This is a genomic window from Pseudomonas serbiensis (genome assembly GCF_030580745.1).
Taxonomy (GTDB): domain Bacteria; phylum Pseudomonadota; class Gammaproteobacteria; order Pseudomonadales; family Pseudomonadaceae; genus Aquipseudomonas; species Aquipseudomonas serbiensis.
In genome coordinates this window covers 240,500-257,630 of the sequence record NZ_JAUQOO010000001.1, presented here as the reverse complement: position 1 = coordinate 257,630, position 17,131 = coordinate 240,500, and the positions used below count along the sequence as shown (strand labels likewise).

Sequence of the window (17,131 nt, the reverse complement as noted above, 5' to 3'; positions counted from 1 at the left end):
ACAGTAGCCGTACTCGATGAAAAAGAATTCGCTCATTCTGCTGACTGGGGCCATTGTCCTCGCCAGTGGCTCCGCTCTGCTCGCACGGGCTTTGCTGGCACCGCCAAAGCCACCTGAAGTCAAGGCACAGGTTCAACCTGCCGCCCCCAAGGAAGCCACTCGCCAGGTGCTGGTCGCTTCACGCAACCTGCAACCGGGCGACTTCATCGATGCAGGCAGCCTGGACTGGCAACCGGCAACCGCACAAATGACGCGCTCCCTGTATTTCATCGAAGGCCAGGACAAGCAGGACTCCTTGCTGGGCGCCACTGTGCGTCAACCGGTCGAAGCCGGCCAGCCACTGACCAGCAGCGTGGTCGTGCGCCCCGGCGAACCAGGCTTTCTGGCCTCGGTCATCAAGCCCGGCATGCGCGCCGTATCCGTGCCGACCAGCGCAGTGGAGAGCAACTTCGGCCTGGTGGCCGCCGGTGATCGCGTGGATGTGATCCTGAGCCTCAAGCGCGAACAGGAAACCCAGGCGCCAGACGCCACCGCCAATGCCGCGCCGTTTCTGGCCGCCCAGACCATCCTTCACGATATCCGCGTGCTGGCAATGAATAACAGCACCCGCAGCGACCTGAATGTACGCCGGGATCTGGAAACCACGCCCAACGCCAAGAACACCAGCAGCCGCCAGAGCTTTGAAACCGTGACTCTGGAAGTCGCGCCGTCGGCGGCCGAGCAACTGGCAGTCGCCAAGGAGATCGGCAACCTGCAACTGGCCATCCGCTCATCGGTCGAGCAGACCGAAGACGAGCTGCTGACCAGCGGTGAAGTCACCACCCTGAACAAGACCACCAGCATTTATCCCTCGCAGAAAAGCGCGGGTAAATCCGGGCCGGCCACCACTGTGCAGCTCTTCAGGGGCAAGGCCACCGAAGTTCTGGACCTGGCGAAACACTGATCAGTTGCGTCTGCCGGCCGGTGTAGCGCCGACAGACGCCCTTACGGAAAAAACAGCATGAAACGCACAGCGCAACCTCTGGCTTCGGGCCGGAACGGACTCTCCTTGCTGCTCGCCGGCCTCGGCTTGAGCGCCACACTGGTCAGCCCGTCAGTTGTCATAGCCGAACAGGCGACCGTGGACAACTACGACATGCCTGCCAAAACCCCGGTCACGCCGGTTATCACAGCCCAGCAACGTGCCCAGTTGCAACAGATCAGTGAAACCCAGACAGTCAACCTGACCGTGCGCCAGGGACGCCTGCTGCAACTGCCTCGCGCCGCGGCAAAAGTGCTGTTGGCCGACCCGGAAGTGGCCAGTTTCCAGATGCCGTCGCCGAGCAGTGTCTTCGTATTCGCCCAGCGGTCAGGCGCCACGACCCTGTATGCACTGGACGCCAACGACAATGTGATCGCAGCCATGCGGCTGGTCGCAGGCTTCGATCTGGAAGGCCTGCGCCAACAGATCGAAAACGAAGTGGTGGGCTCGCAGGTCAGTTTCGTACCGGCGGCAGGCGATGGCCTGATCGTTCGTGGACATGTTCGTACGCCCCTCGAAGCCCGTCAGGTCATGGCCAGCGTCAAGGCAGCCGTCGGCGCCAGTGACAGCGCCGCAGGTGGACCGGGTGGCGGCGCTCCAGCCGGTGCGCCCGGAGGCGGCGGCCCTGCTGCACCGCGAGTGATCAACCAACTCAAGGTCGAGTTGTCGGCACAGGTCAATATCCGGGTCCGGGTCGTCGAAGTGTCCCGCAACCTCAGCCACACTCTGGGCCTGAACTGGGACTCGGTCATGAACAGCGGCAAGTTCCGTCTGGCGACCGGTTCTTCGACCAGCCTGTTCAACGCCGCCGACGCGGCCTCATCGGCAGGCACCATCGCTGGCGCGACCCAGGCCGGTCAGTTGATCCGCACGGCCAACACCATCGGCTTCACCGACGGCAACCTGACCGGGCTGATCAACGCCCTGTCGGTGGAAGGCATGGCTTCGGTCCTGGCCGAGCCCAACCTGACGGCCATGTCCGGCGAAACCGCAGGCTTTGCGGCGGGCGGTGAAGTGCCAATCGTGGTCATCACCAACAACAACGTCAGCATCACCTACAAATCCTACGGCGTGATCCTGCGCATGACACCCACCCTGCTCTCGCCCAACCGCATCAGCCTGCATATCGCACCGGAAGTCAGCGACCTGTCCGATGACGGCGCAGTGACCCTGCCCGATGGCGGCTCGACCATTCCGGCCTTCAAGGTTCGGCGCGCCGACACCACGGTGGAACTGGCCAGCGGCCAGAGCTTCGCCCTCGCGGGCATGCTGCGCAGCAACGTTGCCCAGCAAGTCAGCGGCCTGCCGGGCCTCAAGGGCGTGCCGTTGCTCGGTCGCCTGTTCGAGGGTGAAACCAGCACACAAGAGGACACCGAACTGGTGATTCTGGCGACCGCTTATGTCGTAGACCCCGTCACCGAAGGTGAACTGCAAACCCCGGGCCGCGGCCTGCCAGGCATGGATGCGCAGATGCCGCGCCAAGCCAGCGCAGGGTACCTGTACTGATGGAGACCTTGAAAATGAAGCCTGTCACTTTCCGCCTCGCGCTGCTGGCCTGCCTGCCTTTGCTCATGGTGGGCTGTACCGCGCAGTACAACGAACTGCGCGCCAAGCGCTTTGCCAACACACCGATGCCGGTCACTCAGGTGAACCCCAGCGCCCTGAGCGTTTCCCTCAACACGGTCAATCAGGGCAAGGGGCTGACCGCCGAATCCCTGGAAAACCTCAACACGATGCTGAGTAATCAGGGCCGTCTGAAAAACCAGAGCCTGACCCTGCAGCCCTTCACCCCTGCGGGTGAGCAGATGGCCAAACGTCTGGTACGGGTGCTGAGCGAACGCGGTGCGGATGCCAGCCGCATCATTCTGGCGCCGGTCCAGCTCAAGGCTGCCGAGCAATCCGGCGGCTGGGATCTGCAGGTCATTTCCGAGGCCATGGTTGCGCAGATCCCCGATTGCCGGATCGCCAACCCCGATGCCTGGACCATGACCCCTTATCAGGCAGTCGGCACTCTTGGCTGTGCCAACCGGGCCAACATTGCGCGGATGGTCAGCGACCCTCGCGACCTGGTCCGCCCGCGCACTCTGGACAGCGCCGATGGCAATCAGGCCAACAATGCCGTGCAGCGTTATCAGGAAAGCAAGACCACCGAACTGATGAACATCGACTTCTCCCAGGACGACTGAGGACGCCGCCATGAACGACAAGACCAACACTGTACTGCCCAGCGGCGACAAAACCTTTCTGGCACCGGTCCTGTTCGCCGCCAGTACGGCTGACCAGCGCAGCTTCGCCGAACAGTTGCAGCGCCTGGGCCAGCCCGAGGCGCTGGTCCTGAGCGGCGGAATCGAAGCGGCCAAGGCCTGGTGTGCCGAACAGCGGGCCAGCCTGCTGCTGGTGGACCTGGATGGCGAGCAATTTCCCTTGCAGGCCATTTCTGAACTGTCGAGCCTGTGCGATCCGGGTTGTGCGATTCTGGCCCTCGGCAGCCAGCAGAATGTCGACCTGTACCGCGCCCTGACCCACAGCGGCGTGGTGGATTACCTGTGCAAACCCGTGCCACTGGACTTGCTGGCCAGCAGCCTGGAGCGTGCGCGCAATATCCATCAGCAACCCCAGACCAGCCAGGTGCGCACCGGTCGCAGCATTGCCGTGACGGCTTGCTCCGGCGGGCTGGGTACCAGCACGGTCAGCGCCGGGCTGAGCCTGTTGCTGTCACACGAACGGCATATTCCTGTAGCCGCCGTGGATTACGACCGGCACAACGCAGACCTGTCCCTGCTGCTGGGGGCTCAGGGCGATTGTGGGCTGGCCGCTGCCTTGAGCAGCAGCGAGATCGACGCCCGTTTTCTGCAACGGGCCATGACTCGTCTGGATGACCGCCTGCATCTGCTGGCCCAGGAACCTTCGGCCGACCATTTCGCCCCTATCGATACCGATCACCTGCTTGAGCTGGGCGCCAACCTGTGTCGCTTGTTCAATCAGGTGGTGTGGGACCTGCCATCCGGCCACCCGCAAGGTGCGCTGGAGGTGTTGCGCCACGTCGAAACCCGCATCCTGCTCAGCAAATTCACCATTCAAGGCGCCCGCAATACCCAGCGCCTGCTTGAAGAGATCGGTGACGAAAGCGAGGGCCAGCAACTGCTGCTGGTGGTCAACCAGAACCATGGCACTCATCAGACAGTCGCCCGCGAACAGTTCGAGGCCTTCGTCGGCAGACGTGTGGACCTGATCCTGCCTTACGCCGGACATGCGCTGAACGACAGCCTGTTGAGCGGCCCCCTGCGTCTGGAAGCTGCACCGGCCTTTCGTCAGGCCCTGCTGAATCTGGCGGACCTGGCTTGTGGCCGCAAACCGGGAAATGCCCTCGCAGCACCGTCGGTGCTGGCCCGCCTCAAAGGCGCCCTGACCCGTCGTAACGCGGCCTGACACAAGGAGCCGGATCATGCTGATACGCAAGCCCAGAACCCCTGCCCCCGCGCCGACACCATTGCCCGTGCAGGAAAGCAGCGAGTCGGTCATCGAGATGCAGAAGGTCAACACGACCAAGGCAAACCCTGCCAGCAAGAATGCCGACAGCGGCGCCAACCTTAACCGGCGCCTGATCCGCGGTTTCCTCTATGACCAGATCGATCCTCTCAAGGCTGCGGCCATGGGACGCGACAAGCTGCGTCAGCAGATTGAAAGCCAGATACGGCGCATCTGCGATGAAAACCGTCTGCAACTGTCTCGCCCCGAAGAAGAGCAGATCGCCAGTGAAATGCTGGACGAGATGCTGGGTATCGGGCCGATCCAGCCATTGCTGGCCGACGACACGGTCAACGATATTCTGGTCAATGGCGCGGGTCAGGTGTTCGTCGAGCGCTTCGGCAAGCTGGAACTGTCGAACATCACGTTTCTTGACGAAGAGCATGTGTTCAACACGGCCCAGCGTATCGCGGCCGGTGTAGGACGACGCATCGATGAAGCCAACCCCATGGTCGATGCACGGCTGGCAGACGGCAGCCGGGTCAACGTCATTACTTACCCGCTGGCCATCGACGGCACCACCATCTCCATCCGTAAATTCATGCGCCGCAACCTGACGCTGGAATCCCTGGCTGCACGCAACGCCATGTCAATGGAAATGGTCCAGGTACTCAACCGCGCCATGATTGCCAAGCTCAATATCGTGGTGTCCGGCGGTACGGGTGCGGGCAAGACCACACTGCTCAATGCCCTGTCGCAAAAGATCAGTGAAGACGACCGCATCCTGACCATCGAAGACGCCGCCGAGCTGCAACTGCAACAGATCCATGTGGTGCGCCTGGAAACCCGTCCGGTCAGTGCCGAAGGCACCGGCAAGGTCGATCAACGCGACCTGGTGCGCAACGCCCTGCGGATGCGGCCGGACCGAATCATCCTCGGTGAAGTGCGCGGCGGTGAAGCCTTCGACATGTTGCAGGCCATGAATACCGGGCATGACGGCTCGCTCTGTACCGTCCACGCCAACACCCCTCGCGACGCCATCATGCGCCTGGAAAACATGGTGATGATGGCAAGCATGCAACTGCCGATGGAAGCCATTCGACGCCAGATCGCCAGTGCCGTGAACCTGGTGGTTCAGGTCGAACGCCAGCGTGACGGCGGACGACGTGTTGTCTCGATCACTGAAGTCTGCGGCATGGAAAACGACGTGATCCAGACCCAGGAACTGTTCGGCTTCAAGGTCCGCTCCACCGACAGCCAAGGCAAGATCCTGGGCGATTACGTGAGCAGCGGTCAGCGACCCGAGTTCTACAACCAGCATGCCCACCTGTTTGGCGAACTCTGAGAGGACACCTCATGCAAGCTGTCCTCGATTTGCTCACCCTGCTGGTTTTCGCCTGCGTCATGTTCGCGTTCTATGGGCTGCTGAGCCTGAGCAAGCGACGCCAGCGAGCCGCTGAAAGTGCTGCTCGACTGGAGCAACTGCTGCGCGAAAAGGTGAAGGTGAATGCACCGAACACCCAGGTCGAGAGCATCATGCGTGACATGCAGAGCGCACCACTGGGCAGCATGCCCGTGCTTGGCACTCACATTACCCATCTGTGGATCAACCTGAACCTGCTGGGCTGGCGCAAGACGCTCAAGGCGCGGGCCATTGCATTCAGCCTGGGCGGCTTTTTCGCCGGTGTACTGATTGGTCGCGACACGCCCATGCCGTTGCTGTTCGGCAGCCTGATTGCGGTATTCACCGCCATTGCCCTGTTCACGCTGTTCTATCGCCAGGCACTGGCCAAGTACCACAAGCAACTGCGCCAGTCCCTGCCTGAAGCCATCGACTCCATCACCCGCACCTGCCGTGCAGGCGTACCGATCAGCAATGCTTTCGCACTGGTTGCCGATCATCTGAGCGGGCCATTGAGCGTGGAGTTCGCGATCATCGACCACTGGCTGCGTCTGGGGGTGCCGCTGCGGCGGGTCATGCAGGACTCCACCCTGCGCGTGCCACTGGCCGAGTACCGATTCTTCGCGGTGATCCTGATCATCAATCAGGAAGCCGGTGGCCGTCTGGGCGAGACCCTGGACCGGCTCTCGACCACCCTGCGCGACCGTCACGAGCTGCAACTGAAGATTCTGTCCAAGACCTCCGAAGCACGGGCCTCCTCCAAGATCGTGTCATCGCTGGTGCCCGCCATGCTGGGCTACATGTACATCAATGCCCCACAGGATTTCCGCTTTCTGCTCAACGACCCCACCGGCAACATGGTGCTGTTCTACGCCCTTGCCAGCGTCACGCTGGGGCTGGTCATCAACCACCTGATGGTGAGCCGAGTCGGATGAACGCTCGCTTTTGCGGAGAACAACAGTCATGACCAACGAAACGCTCATTCTGCTCGCCCTGGGGGTGATGTTGACCGGCACCGGCCTGGGCCTGCTCGGCTGGTACCTGGGTCTTTCGGAGAAAAGCCTGGACCTGCGCCTGGGCCGCAGCGAGGACAATCGCCAGCAACAGGTCCAGGCCAACATCCTGCGCACCGATCAACTGGCCCTGTCCGCCAATGCCCGGCGCCTGCTGTTGCCACTGGCTTCGGCCGGCGAACATCTGGCCGGCACGGCACAGGATCGCCAGCACCTCAACCGTCTGCTGAGCATGGCGGGCTTTCGTGCTCAGGCCAGCCTGGGTCTGTTGATGGTCGCCAAATATGCCAACGGCCTGCTGTTTCTGGGCATCGTTCTGTTTGGTGTTCTGGATGCCCAGAGCCGCTTCGGCCTCAAGGGTCTGGCCATGGGCCTGATCGCCCTGTTCGTCGGCACCACCCTGCCCGAAGCCTGGCTGAAATGGCGGGCGGCGCGGCGCGGCGGGCGCATGGCCCGTTCGGTGCCCGATGGCCTGGACCTGATGGTGATCTGCGCCGAAGCCGGCTTGCCGCTGGGCCGCATCATGCAAGTGGTGGCCAGGGAACTGGCGCTGTCGGCTCCCGAACTGGCAGATGAATTGCGCTACACCTTCGCCGAACTGCAAATCGTCAGTGACCGCTCACGGGCATTGCTCAACCTCGCCGAGCGCACGGGCGTCCGGGAAATCGAAAGCATGGTGGGAACCCTGATCCAGGCCGAGCGCTACGGCACTCCCCTGTCACAGGCACTGCGCACCATCGCCGATGAAAGTCGCAAGACCCTGGTGCTGGGCCTTGAAGAAAAAGCCGGAAAGCTGCCCGCGCAAATGAGCGTGCCACTGATGGTCCTGATCCTGCCACCGATCATCGCGGTCATGGGCGCCCCGGCGATGATCCGTCTGGTCCGCGCTCTGGCGCAAAACTGATGCCTGCCTTTTCTCTGGAGAATACCGTGTCCTCACCTCTGTCCCTTTCACGCCTCGCCCTGCTTTCGCTGCTGATCATCGGCGCAAGCGGCTGCTCCAGCCTGCCCGGCCTCGACCGTGACAATGCCCAGCCACAGACCAACGCGCCCCTGAGCAAAAAGGAAAGCGCCGAAGCGCTGAGGCTGGCCCGCGTGCTGCGCGATAACGGGCGTATCGAAGCAGCCACCGAGGTCTACGCCAAGATGGACCAGCGCCAGCAACTCAGCCCCCGGGAACTGCTGGAATACGCCAGTGTTGCGGCGTTGGTGCGCAAGCCGCAGCAATCGCTGGAACTCTACGGCCGTGCCCGACACGCCCTTGGCGGTGCCGACAATCTCAGCCCGTCCGAAAGCCTGATTACCTGCCTGGGCATGGGCCGTGCGCGTCTGGCACTGAATCAGCTTCAGGCTTCGGTGAAGGATTTCAATTGCGCGCTCAAGGCCCAGCCGGACAGCACCGAAGGCCTCAATGGTCTGGGCGTGGCCAGCAACAGCCTTGGCCAGACCGAGCAGGCTCAGAAGCTGTTTCAACAAGTACTGGAGATCGACCCGTCCAACCAGCCAGCGCTGAACAATCTGGCCATGACCTACCTGAGCAGCAACCAGCCTCAGCAGGCCATCACGCTTCTGCAAGGCGCCAGCCTCAATGCCACACCCAGCCTGGTGCTGAACCTGGCCTTGGCGCATCTGCTCAAGGGCGATAACGATCAGGCGCGTCAGACCCTGAGTCGCAACCTGCCCGATGCCAATACCGAAGACTTGCTGCAAGCCTTGCAGGCCAGCATCGCCCGCATCCATGCAGGCTCCCCTGCCGCGACCGAACTGCTCGCCGCCAGTCAGCGTCCGCTGGCCCTCGGCACACCACAGTGAAGCCGGTCATGCATCTATTGCGAGGCCCACGACAACAGCGCGGCGTGACGGCGGTGGAAACCGCGCTGATCATGCCGGTGATCCTGATCGGCCTGATGATGTTCTTCGAGCTGGCACGCATTGCGCTGGTGGTGATCATCGGCAATCTGGCGCTGGACTCGGCACTGGGCGGCCTGCGTCACGAGAAAGTCGACCTGATGGCAACCGAGCAGCTTCAGCCTCTGATCACCGAGCGGATTCTGCTGGCGTCCTACGGCTACCTCAAGGCCAATGAAATCCAGATCGATGCGACTTCCTACAGCGCCCTGCAAGTCATGGGCGGGGAAGACGCCAGCGACGATGAGTCCAGCACGGAACTGCCCGACGGCAGCCAGCCGGTGATTGTCGTCAAGGTGACCCTGCAACAGACCTACATCACCGCACTGCCCAAACTGCTCGCCCTGCCCGACCGCTTTACCTATGAGTACCGTCAGGTGCTGGGCAACCTCTATAACACTGCCCTCATTGGTAACGATCAATGATCAAGCGTACGCGGCAACGCGGCAGCGCCCTGCTGGAAACTGCACTGGCCCTGCCGATCATCCTTGGCACAGGTTTTGTCTGCGCCGACCTTTACAACCTCAGCCGCGCCAAGACCGACATGGAGCGCAGCACCTCGACGCTGTCCTCGATCCTGGCGATTCAGGATCGGCTGACCAGTGGCGGCCTCGAACAGTTGATCGAGAACATACGTGGCCCGCGCAAGGACAACTATCAGATTTTCATCGCTCAGGTCCGGCGCAGCGGTGAGGTGGTCTGGCATCTGCAACGGGGCAATGCCACCGGGCTGTGCGATGACCCTTTCGCCAGCAGCCAGTACAGCGGCGAGCTGCCCGAAAGCAGCCCAACGCCATCTTCCTCCGAAGAGCCACAGCAAGACACGGTCTCGATGCTGATCGTGCAGACCTGCCAGGCCAGTACCGAACTGGCCATGAGCAGCGAGCTGTTTGGCGGCAGAATCCTGCAAAGCGTCGCTCTGGACCGCATGCAGAACAGCGACCTGCAACTGGCTGAAGATCTGGCGCAGGAGGCCGGTCTGGACACGGACCAGAGTTGATTAAGCCTTCTTAATGGAGCCAGCCTTGCTGCTAGTTGGGAAAGATTCTTATTCTTGTATAAACCTCAAGGCTGCTGTCATAGCGGCCTGTTGATCCCCTCAGGAATGACCGCTTCATGCTCAATCGCAAGCTTCAGCGCGGTAACGTCGCGCCCTTCATGATTCTTGCCACTGGCGGCCTGTTACTGGCCAGTGCCTACGCGATAGACCTGACGCGCATGACCGGCAACGCCTCGCAACTCAAGCGCGCGACCGACGCCGCCGCCCTGGCCGTCGGCCGGGCCAATGCCGACGGCGATGAAAACGTCAGCAAGGACCCCACCGGTTTTGCCACCGCGTATGTGCGCCAGAACCTGGGCATGGATGCGCAGCTTCTGGACAACCTGGGCGAAGTCACCGTCGAAGAAGGACGCAGCGCCGACAGCAATCCCACCTACCGGGTAACCGCAACGTCCCGTCACGACCCGCAAGTCAGCGGTAATGCCAGTCAGGACCTGACCGTGCATTCCACGGCGGAGTTGATCAGCAAGCCGCTGGAGGTGGCGTTGGCGATTGATTCGTCTGTGAATTTTGCCTCGATATTCTCCGGCATCAGCCCGGACGCGCAGTTGCATATCGAAGCCACGGAGCATTTTCTGGGCGAACTGTTCGACAAGGACAGCAGTGGCAACACCCGTGAAGAGAAAGAGAACCTGCGGGTAGCCATTATTCCATTCAGCAACGAGGTCAATCTGTACGACCCCGACTACGGTCGCAATAACCAGCCGCGACTCAAGGAGTGGACAACTCCAGATGCACTGACCACTGAAGATCCGATCCCGTCCTTGCGCACACGTGGTTTCTACCGGCAATACGGCGACTTGAGCAATGTCATGTTTCCGGATCGCAGAGCCAGGCGACAGAGCTTCTACAGGGGAGACAACTACCGGGACAAGACCTATGACTGGATTGCCTCTCCTGCCCAGTCGAAGATGCGTCTTACCGCGAACATGCTTTACCTGAACCCGGAGGACAATCGCCCTGTCGTTTCCGAGCGCCGCATGTTTTCACTCAGCACAGTGGATGCCAACGGTGCGGACCAAACGATCATGACCGATCAAGGCACCCCCAACGCTCCATTGCTGCCTCTGGAAGCCAGCAGAAGCAAGATCGAAGAGCGAGTGCGCGAGATCAGAGGCGATTGGCAGATTCATCCGTTACCGGGACTCGTTTGGGCGGGTAGTGCCTTGTCACCCAACTGGCGTGGGGGCAACGGCTGGGGCGACAGTCAATACCCGCTGGATTTCAATGCCGATGGCAGCGGCCCCAACCGCAAGGCCATTGTGCTACTGATGAACTGGAATTCAGGCTCTGCCTGGAGTTCAGAAAAAGAAACCCTGCGCCATTATCTCGATACCTGCCAATCCTTCAGCGACAACGGGATCGTTTTCTACGCCGTGGTCCGCAACACCACAAATATTAATACCCCCGGCGGCCACTACGTGACGCCTGCCGACTGGCTGAACCCCTGCACCGATGGCGGCAAACGCCTGCATGTCATCGAAGGCAATTCATCGGATACCTCCGGCGATCTGAAGGCCGCGTTCGACAGCATTGCCAATGAACTCAAGAGCCAGGCCAATCGCGTGCTGCTGGTTGAATGATGCGCCTCCCTATTTCCGTCTACGCCCCAAAGGACTGTCCCAATGACTGAGCGTTCTCCTGCCCGTCCCCGCCTCCAGCGACTGTATCTGGCGCTCGAACCCCGGATGATGTTCGATGCGGCGGCGGTCGCCACTGCGACAGAAGTCGCTGCTGCCAGCGAAACCCAGAGCGCCAGTCCGGCAGCAGATAAAACGGCGGACAACTCCGCAACCAGCGTTGCTCATGAGAACAGCAGCACTTCGGACAACGATCAGGCAAGCGCCACCACAAGCCAGCGCACCACAGCGCTGGCGACCGATAACGGTGCCCACCTGAGTCTGGACGCTCTGACAAGCCTGGAAACCCTGAGCACAATCAGCGGCCTGAGCAACATTGCACATACCGAACTGTCCAGTGATGGCACGACCCTGTATGCAGCCAGCAGAACAGGTGAGCTGGCCATCTTCACACGTGATACCGAGACTGGCGCGTTGACGCTAAGCAACACCCTGACGGCCAGCGACACTCAGCTGACTTTAATCATTGATCTGAAGATCAGCCCGGATGGCGAAACGCTCCTTATGAGCGGTGCAAACGGCAGGTCCTATTCGGACACGCTTGCCGTATTCAACCGCGATCCGGCCACGGGAAGCCTTGTCTTCCTGGAAAGCCATTACATCCTCACGATAGAAACACTGGAAATCTCGGACGACGGCAAATCGGTATATGCCGTCGATAGCGGCAACGAAGGGATCTATGTCTTCAGCCGTGATACCACCAGCGGCAGTCTGACGCGACTGAATCTGGTCGAGAACACGTCATGGAACCCACCTTACATGTTTGCCATATCGGCCATGGAGAGCCGAGGAGATTACGTATTCGTAACAACCCAGACCTTCTCCCCCCCACATACCCTGATCGCTTATCAGCGTGACGCCGACGGCAACCTGGGTTCGCCGTTTTATATCCGCGATGGCCAGCGAGACAGCGCTGGCAATACGGTTTCGCTCAAGTCTCCCAGCCAGATCAATGCATCGCCCGATGGCCAGACGCTTTATGTCACCACCTCCGAAGGCATCGTCACGTTCCGGGTCGAAAACCAGTCCTTTGTGGTCCAGAACTCCATAAGCCAGGCCAATATCACCTCGACAGCCCTGAGCAGTAACGGCAGTACGCTTTATGCCACCCTCAGCGACGGCACCATCAATCGCTACAGCGCCACGACCTCAGGCCTGATGCTGCTCAATAGCACAGCCGGTGGCCAGAGCGACGCCAGCGCGATTCAGGTAAGTGCCGATGGCGGCGTGATTGTCACGGGCTCTGGCATCAGCGTTCTGCAGGAAGCCAGCACCCGCTACCTGGAAGGCACGGCCCCACAAAAGCTGAGCGATGCGCTGGTCAGCGACTCGACCCTGGACGCGCTCGACAACGGTAATGGTGACTATAACGGCGCAAGCTTCAGCGTCACGCCGCAACGCGGTGACAACGCCGAAGACACCTTGAGCTTTATCCCCACCAGCAGCCTGACCTTGAGCAGTGACGGTTCGCAAATCCTGAACAACGGCACGGCCATCGCCAACCTGACAGTCAATGGCTCCAGCCTGAGCATCACCTTTACCGGTCAGGTCAGCACCGCGCTGGCCAATCAGGTGCTCCAGCAGATCGGCTACAGCAACATCAGTTCGGACGCTGGAAGCCTGGCGGTCATGGTGCTGGCGTTCGACAACGGCCAGGGCGCGAGCACCTCGCTGAATGTGGAAGTGCGTCTGGTGGACGTCAACAACGCCCCCACTCTGACCACCACCGCCACCGATCCCAGATACTCCGCCCAAGGCAACCCGGTTGCCGTGTTTCAGGACACTGTCATCAATACCGGCGAAAGAGCCCAGTCGGTCAGCGGCCTGGCCCTGAGCGTGACCGGCATCCAGGACGGTGCCAACGAAGTGCTGGTCGTTGACGGCACGCGCATCGCCCTCACCCAAGGCAATACCGGCATCACACGCAGCGGCCTGAGTTATGAAGTCAGCGTCAGCGGCACAACCGCCAGTGTCAGCCTGAGTGGCGGCAACCTCAACGTGGCCAATGCGCAGACGCTGGTAAACGGCATCGGCTATTACAACGACAGCACCACCATCACCGGCGTTGATCGGGTGGTCGGCCTGACGCTGATTCGCGACAACGGCACAACAGCCAATGGCGGCATCGACAGCACAGCGCTGAACCTGACCTCCACCGTGACCATGCGCGATAACAGCGCACCGCTGCTCAGTGACGTACCGACAAACCAGGCCTACACCGAAAAAGCGGCAGCGATTTCACTGCTCGCAGACACAGGCTTCAACGATGTCGAACTGGACAGCGATGGCGATTACCGCGACGCCAGCATCCGTATCGTGCGCAGCGAAGGTGCCAATGCGGCCGATATCTTCGGTTTTCAGGACGGCAACGGCTTCACGCTTTCCGCCGATGGCAAGCAGGTGCTCAAGGACGGCGACGTCATTGCCAGTTTCAGCCTGGTAGACGGCGCACTGGTGCTGACCTTCACCTCCAGCCAGCCAGTCAGCGCCGCCGATGCCAATCTGGTTATCAAGCAGATTACCTATGCAAATGAAAACAGCGATCCGGGCAGCCAGATCAGCCTGAACCTGTCGATCAACGATGGTGATGGCCTGACGTCCAGCGTGCATACCATCCTGATTGCCGTCACCGAAATCAACGATGCGCCTGAGCTGTCAGCCACCGCGCTGGATCCGACCCTGAGCTTTGGCAACAACACGGCGCTGTTCAGCGACACGCAGATTTCAACGGTGGAACAGGGTCAATCCATCATTGATTTGCGTCTGGAAATCAGCGGCCTGAGCGATGGCAGCCAGGAGCGCCTGAACATCAACGGCACCCTTGTGGAACTGGTGAACGGTACGCAAACCGTCGGCGATTACACCTACACCGTCAGCCTGTCGGCAGGCACCGCCACATTGATCATCACCCCGGCCAACGGCATCGATACCGAGGCGGCACAAACGCTGATCGACGGTATCCGTTACAGCAATGCCAGCCTGGCACCGACCCTCGGCAGCCGCACCGTAACGCTGGTCAGCATTCAGGACAGCGGCGGCACACTGGATGGCGGAACCGACGTCAGCGACCTGAACATTGCCTCCACAGTCGATGTGACCGCCAATACCGCTCCCGGCATCAGCAACCCGAACCCGGGAACGGTGCTGACGTCTCCCAATATCACCGACCCGACTCAGCCCACTCACCTGACACCGGGAAGCGTGGACTCGTCCCCTTCGGCCATGGCCACCTCCAGCGACGGCAAGTTCGTCTATATCGTGACCGGCAAGACCCTGACGATCCATGCCAGAACCTCAGACGGCCTGGTCGAGCAAGGCAGTTTCAGCGACGACCAGTATTTCAGCGACCGGGACGTCTTCCTTGAAGGTATGGACCGGGTATTCTCGGTCACGCTGTCGGCGGATGGAAGGTTTCTGTATGTGGCCGGTTTCGAGGCTACTTCCGAGACAGGCGAGCTTTCGACCATCACCTTGTACCAGCGCGATATCACTACCGGGGCACTCAGCTATGTGGGCATTGCTGCCAGCAACGACACAAGCAGTAGCTACTTCGGGCAAATGGTGGTGTCCGCAGATGGCAGATCCCTGTATGCGGTCAGCAACGACAGTGCAAACAGCGGAATCACCACGTTCACGATCAATGCCCAGGGCGGTCTGAGCCAGTCGGGGCACCTGTCGGACGGCATTGGCCAAAGCTCGGACGTGGTGATTTCCAGCGATGGCCGCTCGGTGTATGTCAGCAATAGCTGGGACAACGCCATCGCCATCTTCAACCGCGACACAACCACCGGCGCACTCAGCTATGCGGGTTCGCTGACGGCACTGGGCAATGGTCAAAACCTCAGTTCGATCGGCGGGCTTGCCCTGTCCAGCGCAGGCGACTTCCTGTATGTCTCGGACAAGAACAGCAACTCGATCCGGATTTTCAGCCGCAGCGTCGATGGCAGCCTGACGCTGAGCGGCACCGTCAGGGACGGGTTGAGAAGTGTCTATTCGCTGGCGGACATAACTCTCAGTGCCGATGGCAGCGCTCTGTACCTTGCCCATGAAGGCAATGACCCCAGCTTGTTGGTGTACAGCAGAGATGCCACCACCGGTGCCTTGACCTTTACTCGTGCGTACACTTCAAGCATGGGTTTCAACAGCCTCGTCAGCGCTACAGACGGCAGCCTGTATGCCCTGGGCAGCGAATGGTCCGGCGCGGATGTGGTGATTCTGAGCAGCCCGACCATCGCCCCGCACTTCACCCAGGGCGGCGATGCCGTACTGCTGGCACCTAATGGGCTTGTCAGCGATGCCGAGCTGGATGCGCTGAACGATGGCGCAGGCAATTACAACGGTGCCACCCTCACCCTGGCGCGCCAGGAAGGTGCCAGCACCGAAGACCGGTTTGGCCTGCAACCTTCCGCAACGCTTGGTCTGTCGAGCGATGGCAGCCAGATACTGCTCAACGGAACAGCCATCGCCACGTTCAGCCAGACCGAAGGTCGCCTGACCATCGCTTTCATTGAAGATGTCAGCCAGGCGCAGGCCCAGTCGGTGCTGCAACACCTGACCTACCTCAACAGCGCCGCTACACCACCTGCGCAGGTGGAACTGGTGGCCAGTATCAACGATGGCTTGCTGACCTCGAACAGCGCGAGCTTTACCGTCGCAATCACGGCAACCAGCACGCCCGTCATCACGCCGCCAGTGGTGACGCCTCCTGTCGTGGAACCGCCTGTAGTGACACCGCCAGTCGTGGTTCCTCCTGTAGTAACGCCGCCAGATGCAGGCGGCGGTACCGTCATTACACCGCCACCAACAGACGTGGATACCGGCAGCAGCACCCCGACAACCAACGTCACCGAGCCGGTTATCGTTGCAGCTCAGTCCGCGCCGCTGATGGGGCTGCGCCCAAGCGGGTTCAATGAAGTCCGGCAAACAGAAACGTCCTTGCCACCAGGCATCAGCCCGCTCGGCTTGCCAGCAGAGATAAACAGCACGCTGAACACTATCCTGCCCGACGCCACGGGCCTGGAATCGAGTCAGCGCAGCGTCACCGAGCAACTGCTCGGCAGTAGCAACATCCTCAGCGACACCCTGGCCTCCAGCCAGTCGGCACGTCCGGGCGAAACCTGGCAGATGCAGGTCGCAGCCAACGGCAATGCAAACAGCGAAATGCAACTGCCGCCATCGTTGCTCGCCAGCACCCAGAGTAGCCCGCAACTGCGCATGAGCAATGGCCTGCCTTTGCCAAGCTGGGCCCGTTTCGACCCGCGCAGCGGCAAGCTAATTGTCGATAACCGCCAGTTGGCTGCCGCACAACGCCTGAATCTGGTGCTGATCACCCGCGACCGTTCAGGTCAGGAACAACGCACGCCAGTCCAGATCGAGACCGGTGAACGCCCCCAAGGCGCAGCCACACAACAGGCACCGGCAAACACACCACCTGCGCCCGCAGCGGAACAGGCCTTGCGCGCCCAGCTGCAAGACAGCGCGCCGAGCCTGAACCTGGCTCATCAGGCCCAAAGCCTGTTGGAAAACCTGCTGTCGATAGTGGGCAACGAATCGAACGAAACCGTCGCCAACGCAGCGACCCAAGACGACCAGCGCGTCGCATGATCTTTTTCAGGGGAA

12 protein-coding genes are annotated in these 17,131 nt (G+C 61.2%); all 12 read left to right on the top strand.

The annotated features are described in order from the left end of the window. Positions 1–16 precede the first annotated feature (16 nt). The 12 genes from cpaB (at position 17) to Q6A51_RS01100 (ending at position 17,116) form a co-directional block, all read left to right on the top strand. Positions 17–943 carry a Flp pilus assembly protein CpaB gene (gene cpaB, locus Q6A51_RS01155; RefSeq protein ID WP_122320856.1) on the top strand — a complete coding sequence of 309 codons (927 nt, stop codon included), beginning with the start codon at positions 17–19 and terminating at the stop codon, positions 941–943. A 57-nt stretch (positions 944–1,000) separates the two neighbouring features. Beyond that, complete coding sequence (locus tag Q6A51_RS01150; protein WP_304573925.1) at positions 1,001–2,527, top strand: type II and III secretion system protein family protein; 1,527 nt, start codon at positions 1,001–1,003, stop codon at positions 2,525–2,527. A gap of 14 nt (positions 2,528–2,541) precedes the next feature. Then, positions 2,542–3,207 carry a CpaD family pilus assembly lipoprotein gene (locus Q6A51_RS01145; RefSeq protein ID WP_304573924.1) on the top strand — a complete coding sequence of 222 codons (666 nt, stop codon included), beginning with the start codon at positions 2,542–2,544 and terminating at the stop codon, positions 3,205–3,207. 10 nt (positions 3,208–3,217) lie between these two features. Continuing rightward, the gene (locus tag Q6A51_RS01140) at positions 3,218–4,450 is read left to right on the top strand and encodes a hypothetical protein (protein ID WP_304573923.1); all 1,233 of its coding nucleotides are present in this window, start codon (positions 3,218–3,220) and stop codon (positions 4,448–4,450) included. Between the two features lie 16 nt (positions 4,451–4,466). Beyond that, positions 4,467–5,834 (top strand): CpaF family protein, encoded by a 1,368-nt coding sequence (locus tag Q6A51_RS01135; RefSeq protein WP_201002976.1) that lies wholly within the window; start codon positions 4,467–4,469, stop codon positions 5,832–5,834. Positions 5,835–5,845: 11 nt separating this feature from the next. Next, on the top strand, positions 5,846–6,826 hold the full coding sequence (locus tag Q6A51_RS01130) for a type II secretion system F family protein (protein ID WP_201002978.1): 981 nt from the start codon (positions 5,846–5,848) through the stop codon (positions 6,824–6,826). Positions 6,827–6,854: 28 nt separating this feature from the next. Next, complete coding sequence (locus Q6A51_RS01125; protein WP_122320849.1) at positions 6,855–7,808, top strand: type II secretion system F family protein; 954 nt, start codon at positions 6,855–6,857, stop codon at positions 7,806–7,808. Between the two features lie 26 nt (positions 7,809–7,834). Then, a complete protein-coding gene (locus Q6A51_RS01120) occupies positions 7,835–8,716 on the top strand; it encodes a tetratricopeptide repeat protein (protein WP_304573922.1) in 882 nt (293 codons plus the stop codon). A gap of 8 nt (positions 8,717–8,724) precedes the next feature. Then, entirely contained in the window at positions 8,725–9,237 is a 513-nt protein-coding gene (locus Q6A51_RS01115) for a TadE/TadG family type IV pilus assembly protein (RefSeq protein ID WP_304573921.1), read from the top strand. Continuing rightward, positions 9,234–9,812, top strand: coding sequence for a TadE/TadG family type IV pilus assembly protein (locus Q6A51_RS01110; protein WP_201017668.1), 579 nt, complete (start codon positions 9,234–9,236; stop codon positions 9,810–9,812). Before Q6A51_RS01115 ends, Q6A51_RS01110 begins: the two co-directional genes overlap by 4 nt. 116 nt (positions 9,813–9,928) lie before the next feature. Beyond that, the gene (locus Q6A51_RS01105) at positions 9,929–11,455 is read left to right on the top strand and encodes a TadE/TadG family type IV pilus assembly protein (RefSeq protein ID WP_304573920.1); all 1,527 of its coding nucleotides are present in this window, start codon (positions 9,929–9,931) and stop codon (positions 11,453–11,455) included. Between the two features lie 42 nt (positions 11,456–11,497). Further along, positions 11,498–17,116 (top strand): beta-propeller fold lactonase family protein, encoded by a 5,619-nt coding sequence (locus Q6A51_RS01100; protein ID WP_304573919.1) that lies wholly within the window; start codon positions 11,498–11,500, stop codon positions 17,114–17,116. The last annotated feature ends 15 nt before the right edge of the window (positions 17,117–17,131 follow it).

Excerpts from the sequence above, each read along its gene's own strand:
- cpaB (WP_122320856.1), top strand. The coding sequence starts at position 17 with ATGAAAAAGAATTCGCTCATTCTGCTGACTGGGGCCATTGTCCTCGCC.
- Q6A51_RS01150 (WP_304573925.1), top strand. The coding sequence starts at position 1,001 with ATGAAACGCACAGCGCAACCTCTGGCTTCGGGCCGGAACGGACTCTCC.
- Q6A51_RS01145 (WP_304573924.1), top strand. The coding sequence starts at position 2,542 with ATGAAGCCTGTCACTTTCCGCCTCGCGCTGCTGGCCTGCCTGCCTTTG.
- Q6A51_RS01140 (WP_304573923.1), top strand. The coding sequence starts at position 3,218 with ATGAACGACAAGACCAACACTGTACTGCCCAGCGGCGACAAAACCTTT.
- Q6A51_RS01135 (WP_201002976.1), top strand. The coding sequence starts at position 4,467 with ATGCTGATACGCAAGCCCAGAACCCCTGCCCCCGCGCCGACACCATTG.
- Q6A51_RS01130 (WP_201002978.1), top strand. The coding sequence starts at position 5,846 with ATGCAAGCTGTCCTCGATTTGCTCACCCTGCTGGTTTTCGCCTGCGTC.
- Q6A51_RS01125 (WP_122320849.1), top strand. The coding sequence starts at position 6,855 with ATGACCAACGAAACGCTCATTCTGCTCGCCCTGGGGGTGATGTTGACC.
- Q6A51_RS01115 (WP_304573921.1), top strand. The coding sequence starts at position 8,725 with ATGCATCTATTGCGAGGCCCACGACAACAGCGCGGCGTGACGGCGGTG.
- Q6A51_RS01110 (WP_201017668.1), top strand. The coding sequence starts at position 9,234 with ATGATCAAGCGTACGCGGCAACGCGGCAGCGCCCTGCTGGAAACTGCA.
- Q6A51_RS01105 (WP_304573920.1), top strand. The coding sequence starts at position 9,929 with ATGCTCAATCGCAAGCTTCAGCGCGGTAACGTCGCGCCCTTCATGATT.
- Q6A51_RS01100 (WP_304573919.1), top strand. The coding sequence starts at position 11,498 with ATGACTGAGCGTTCTCCTGCCCGTCCCCGCCTCCAGCGACTGTATCTG.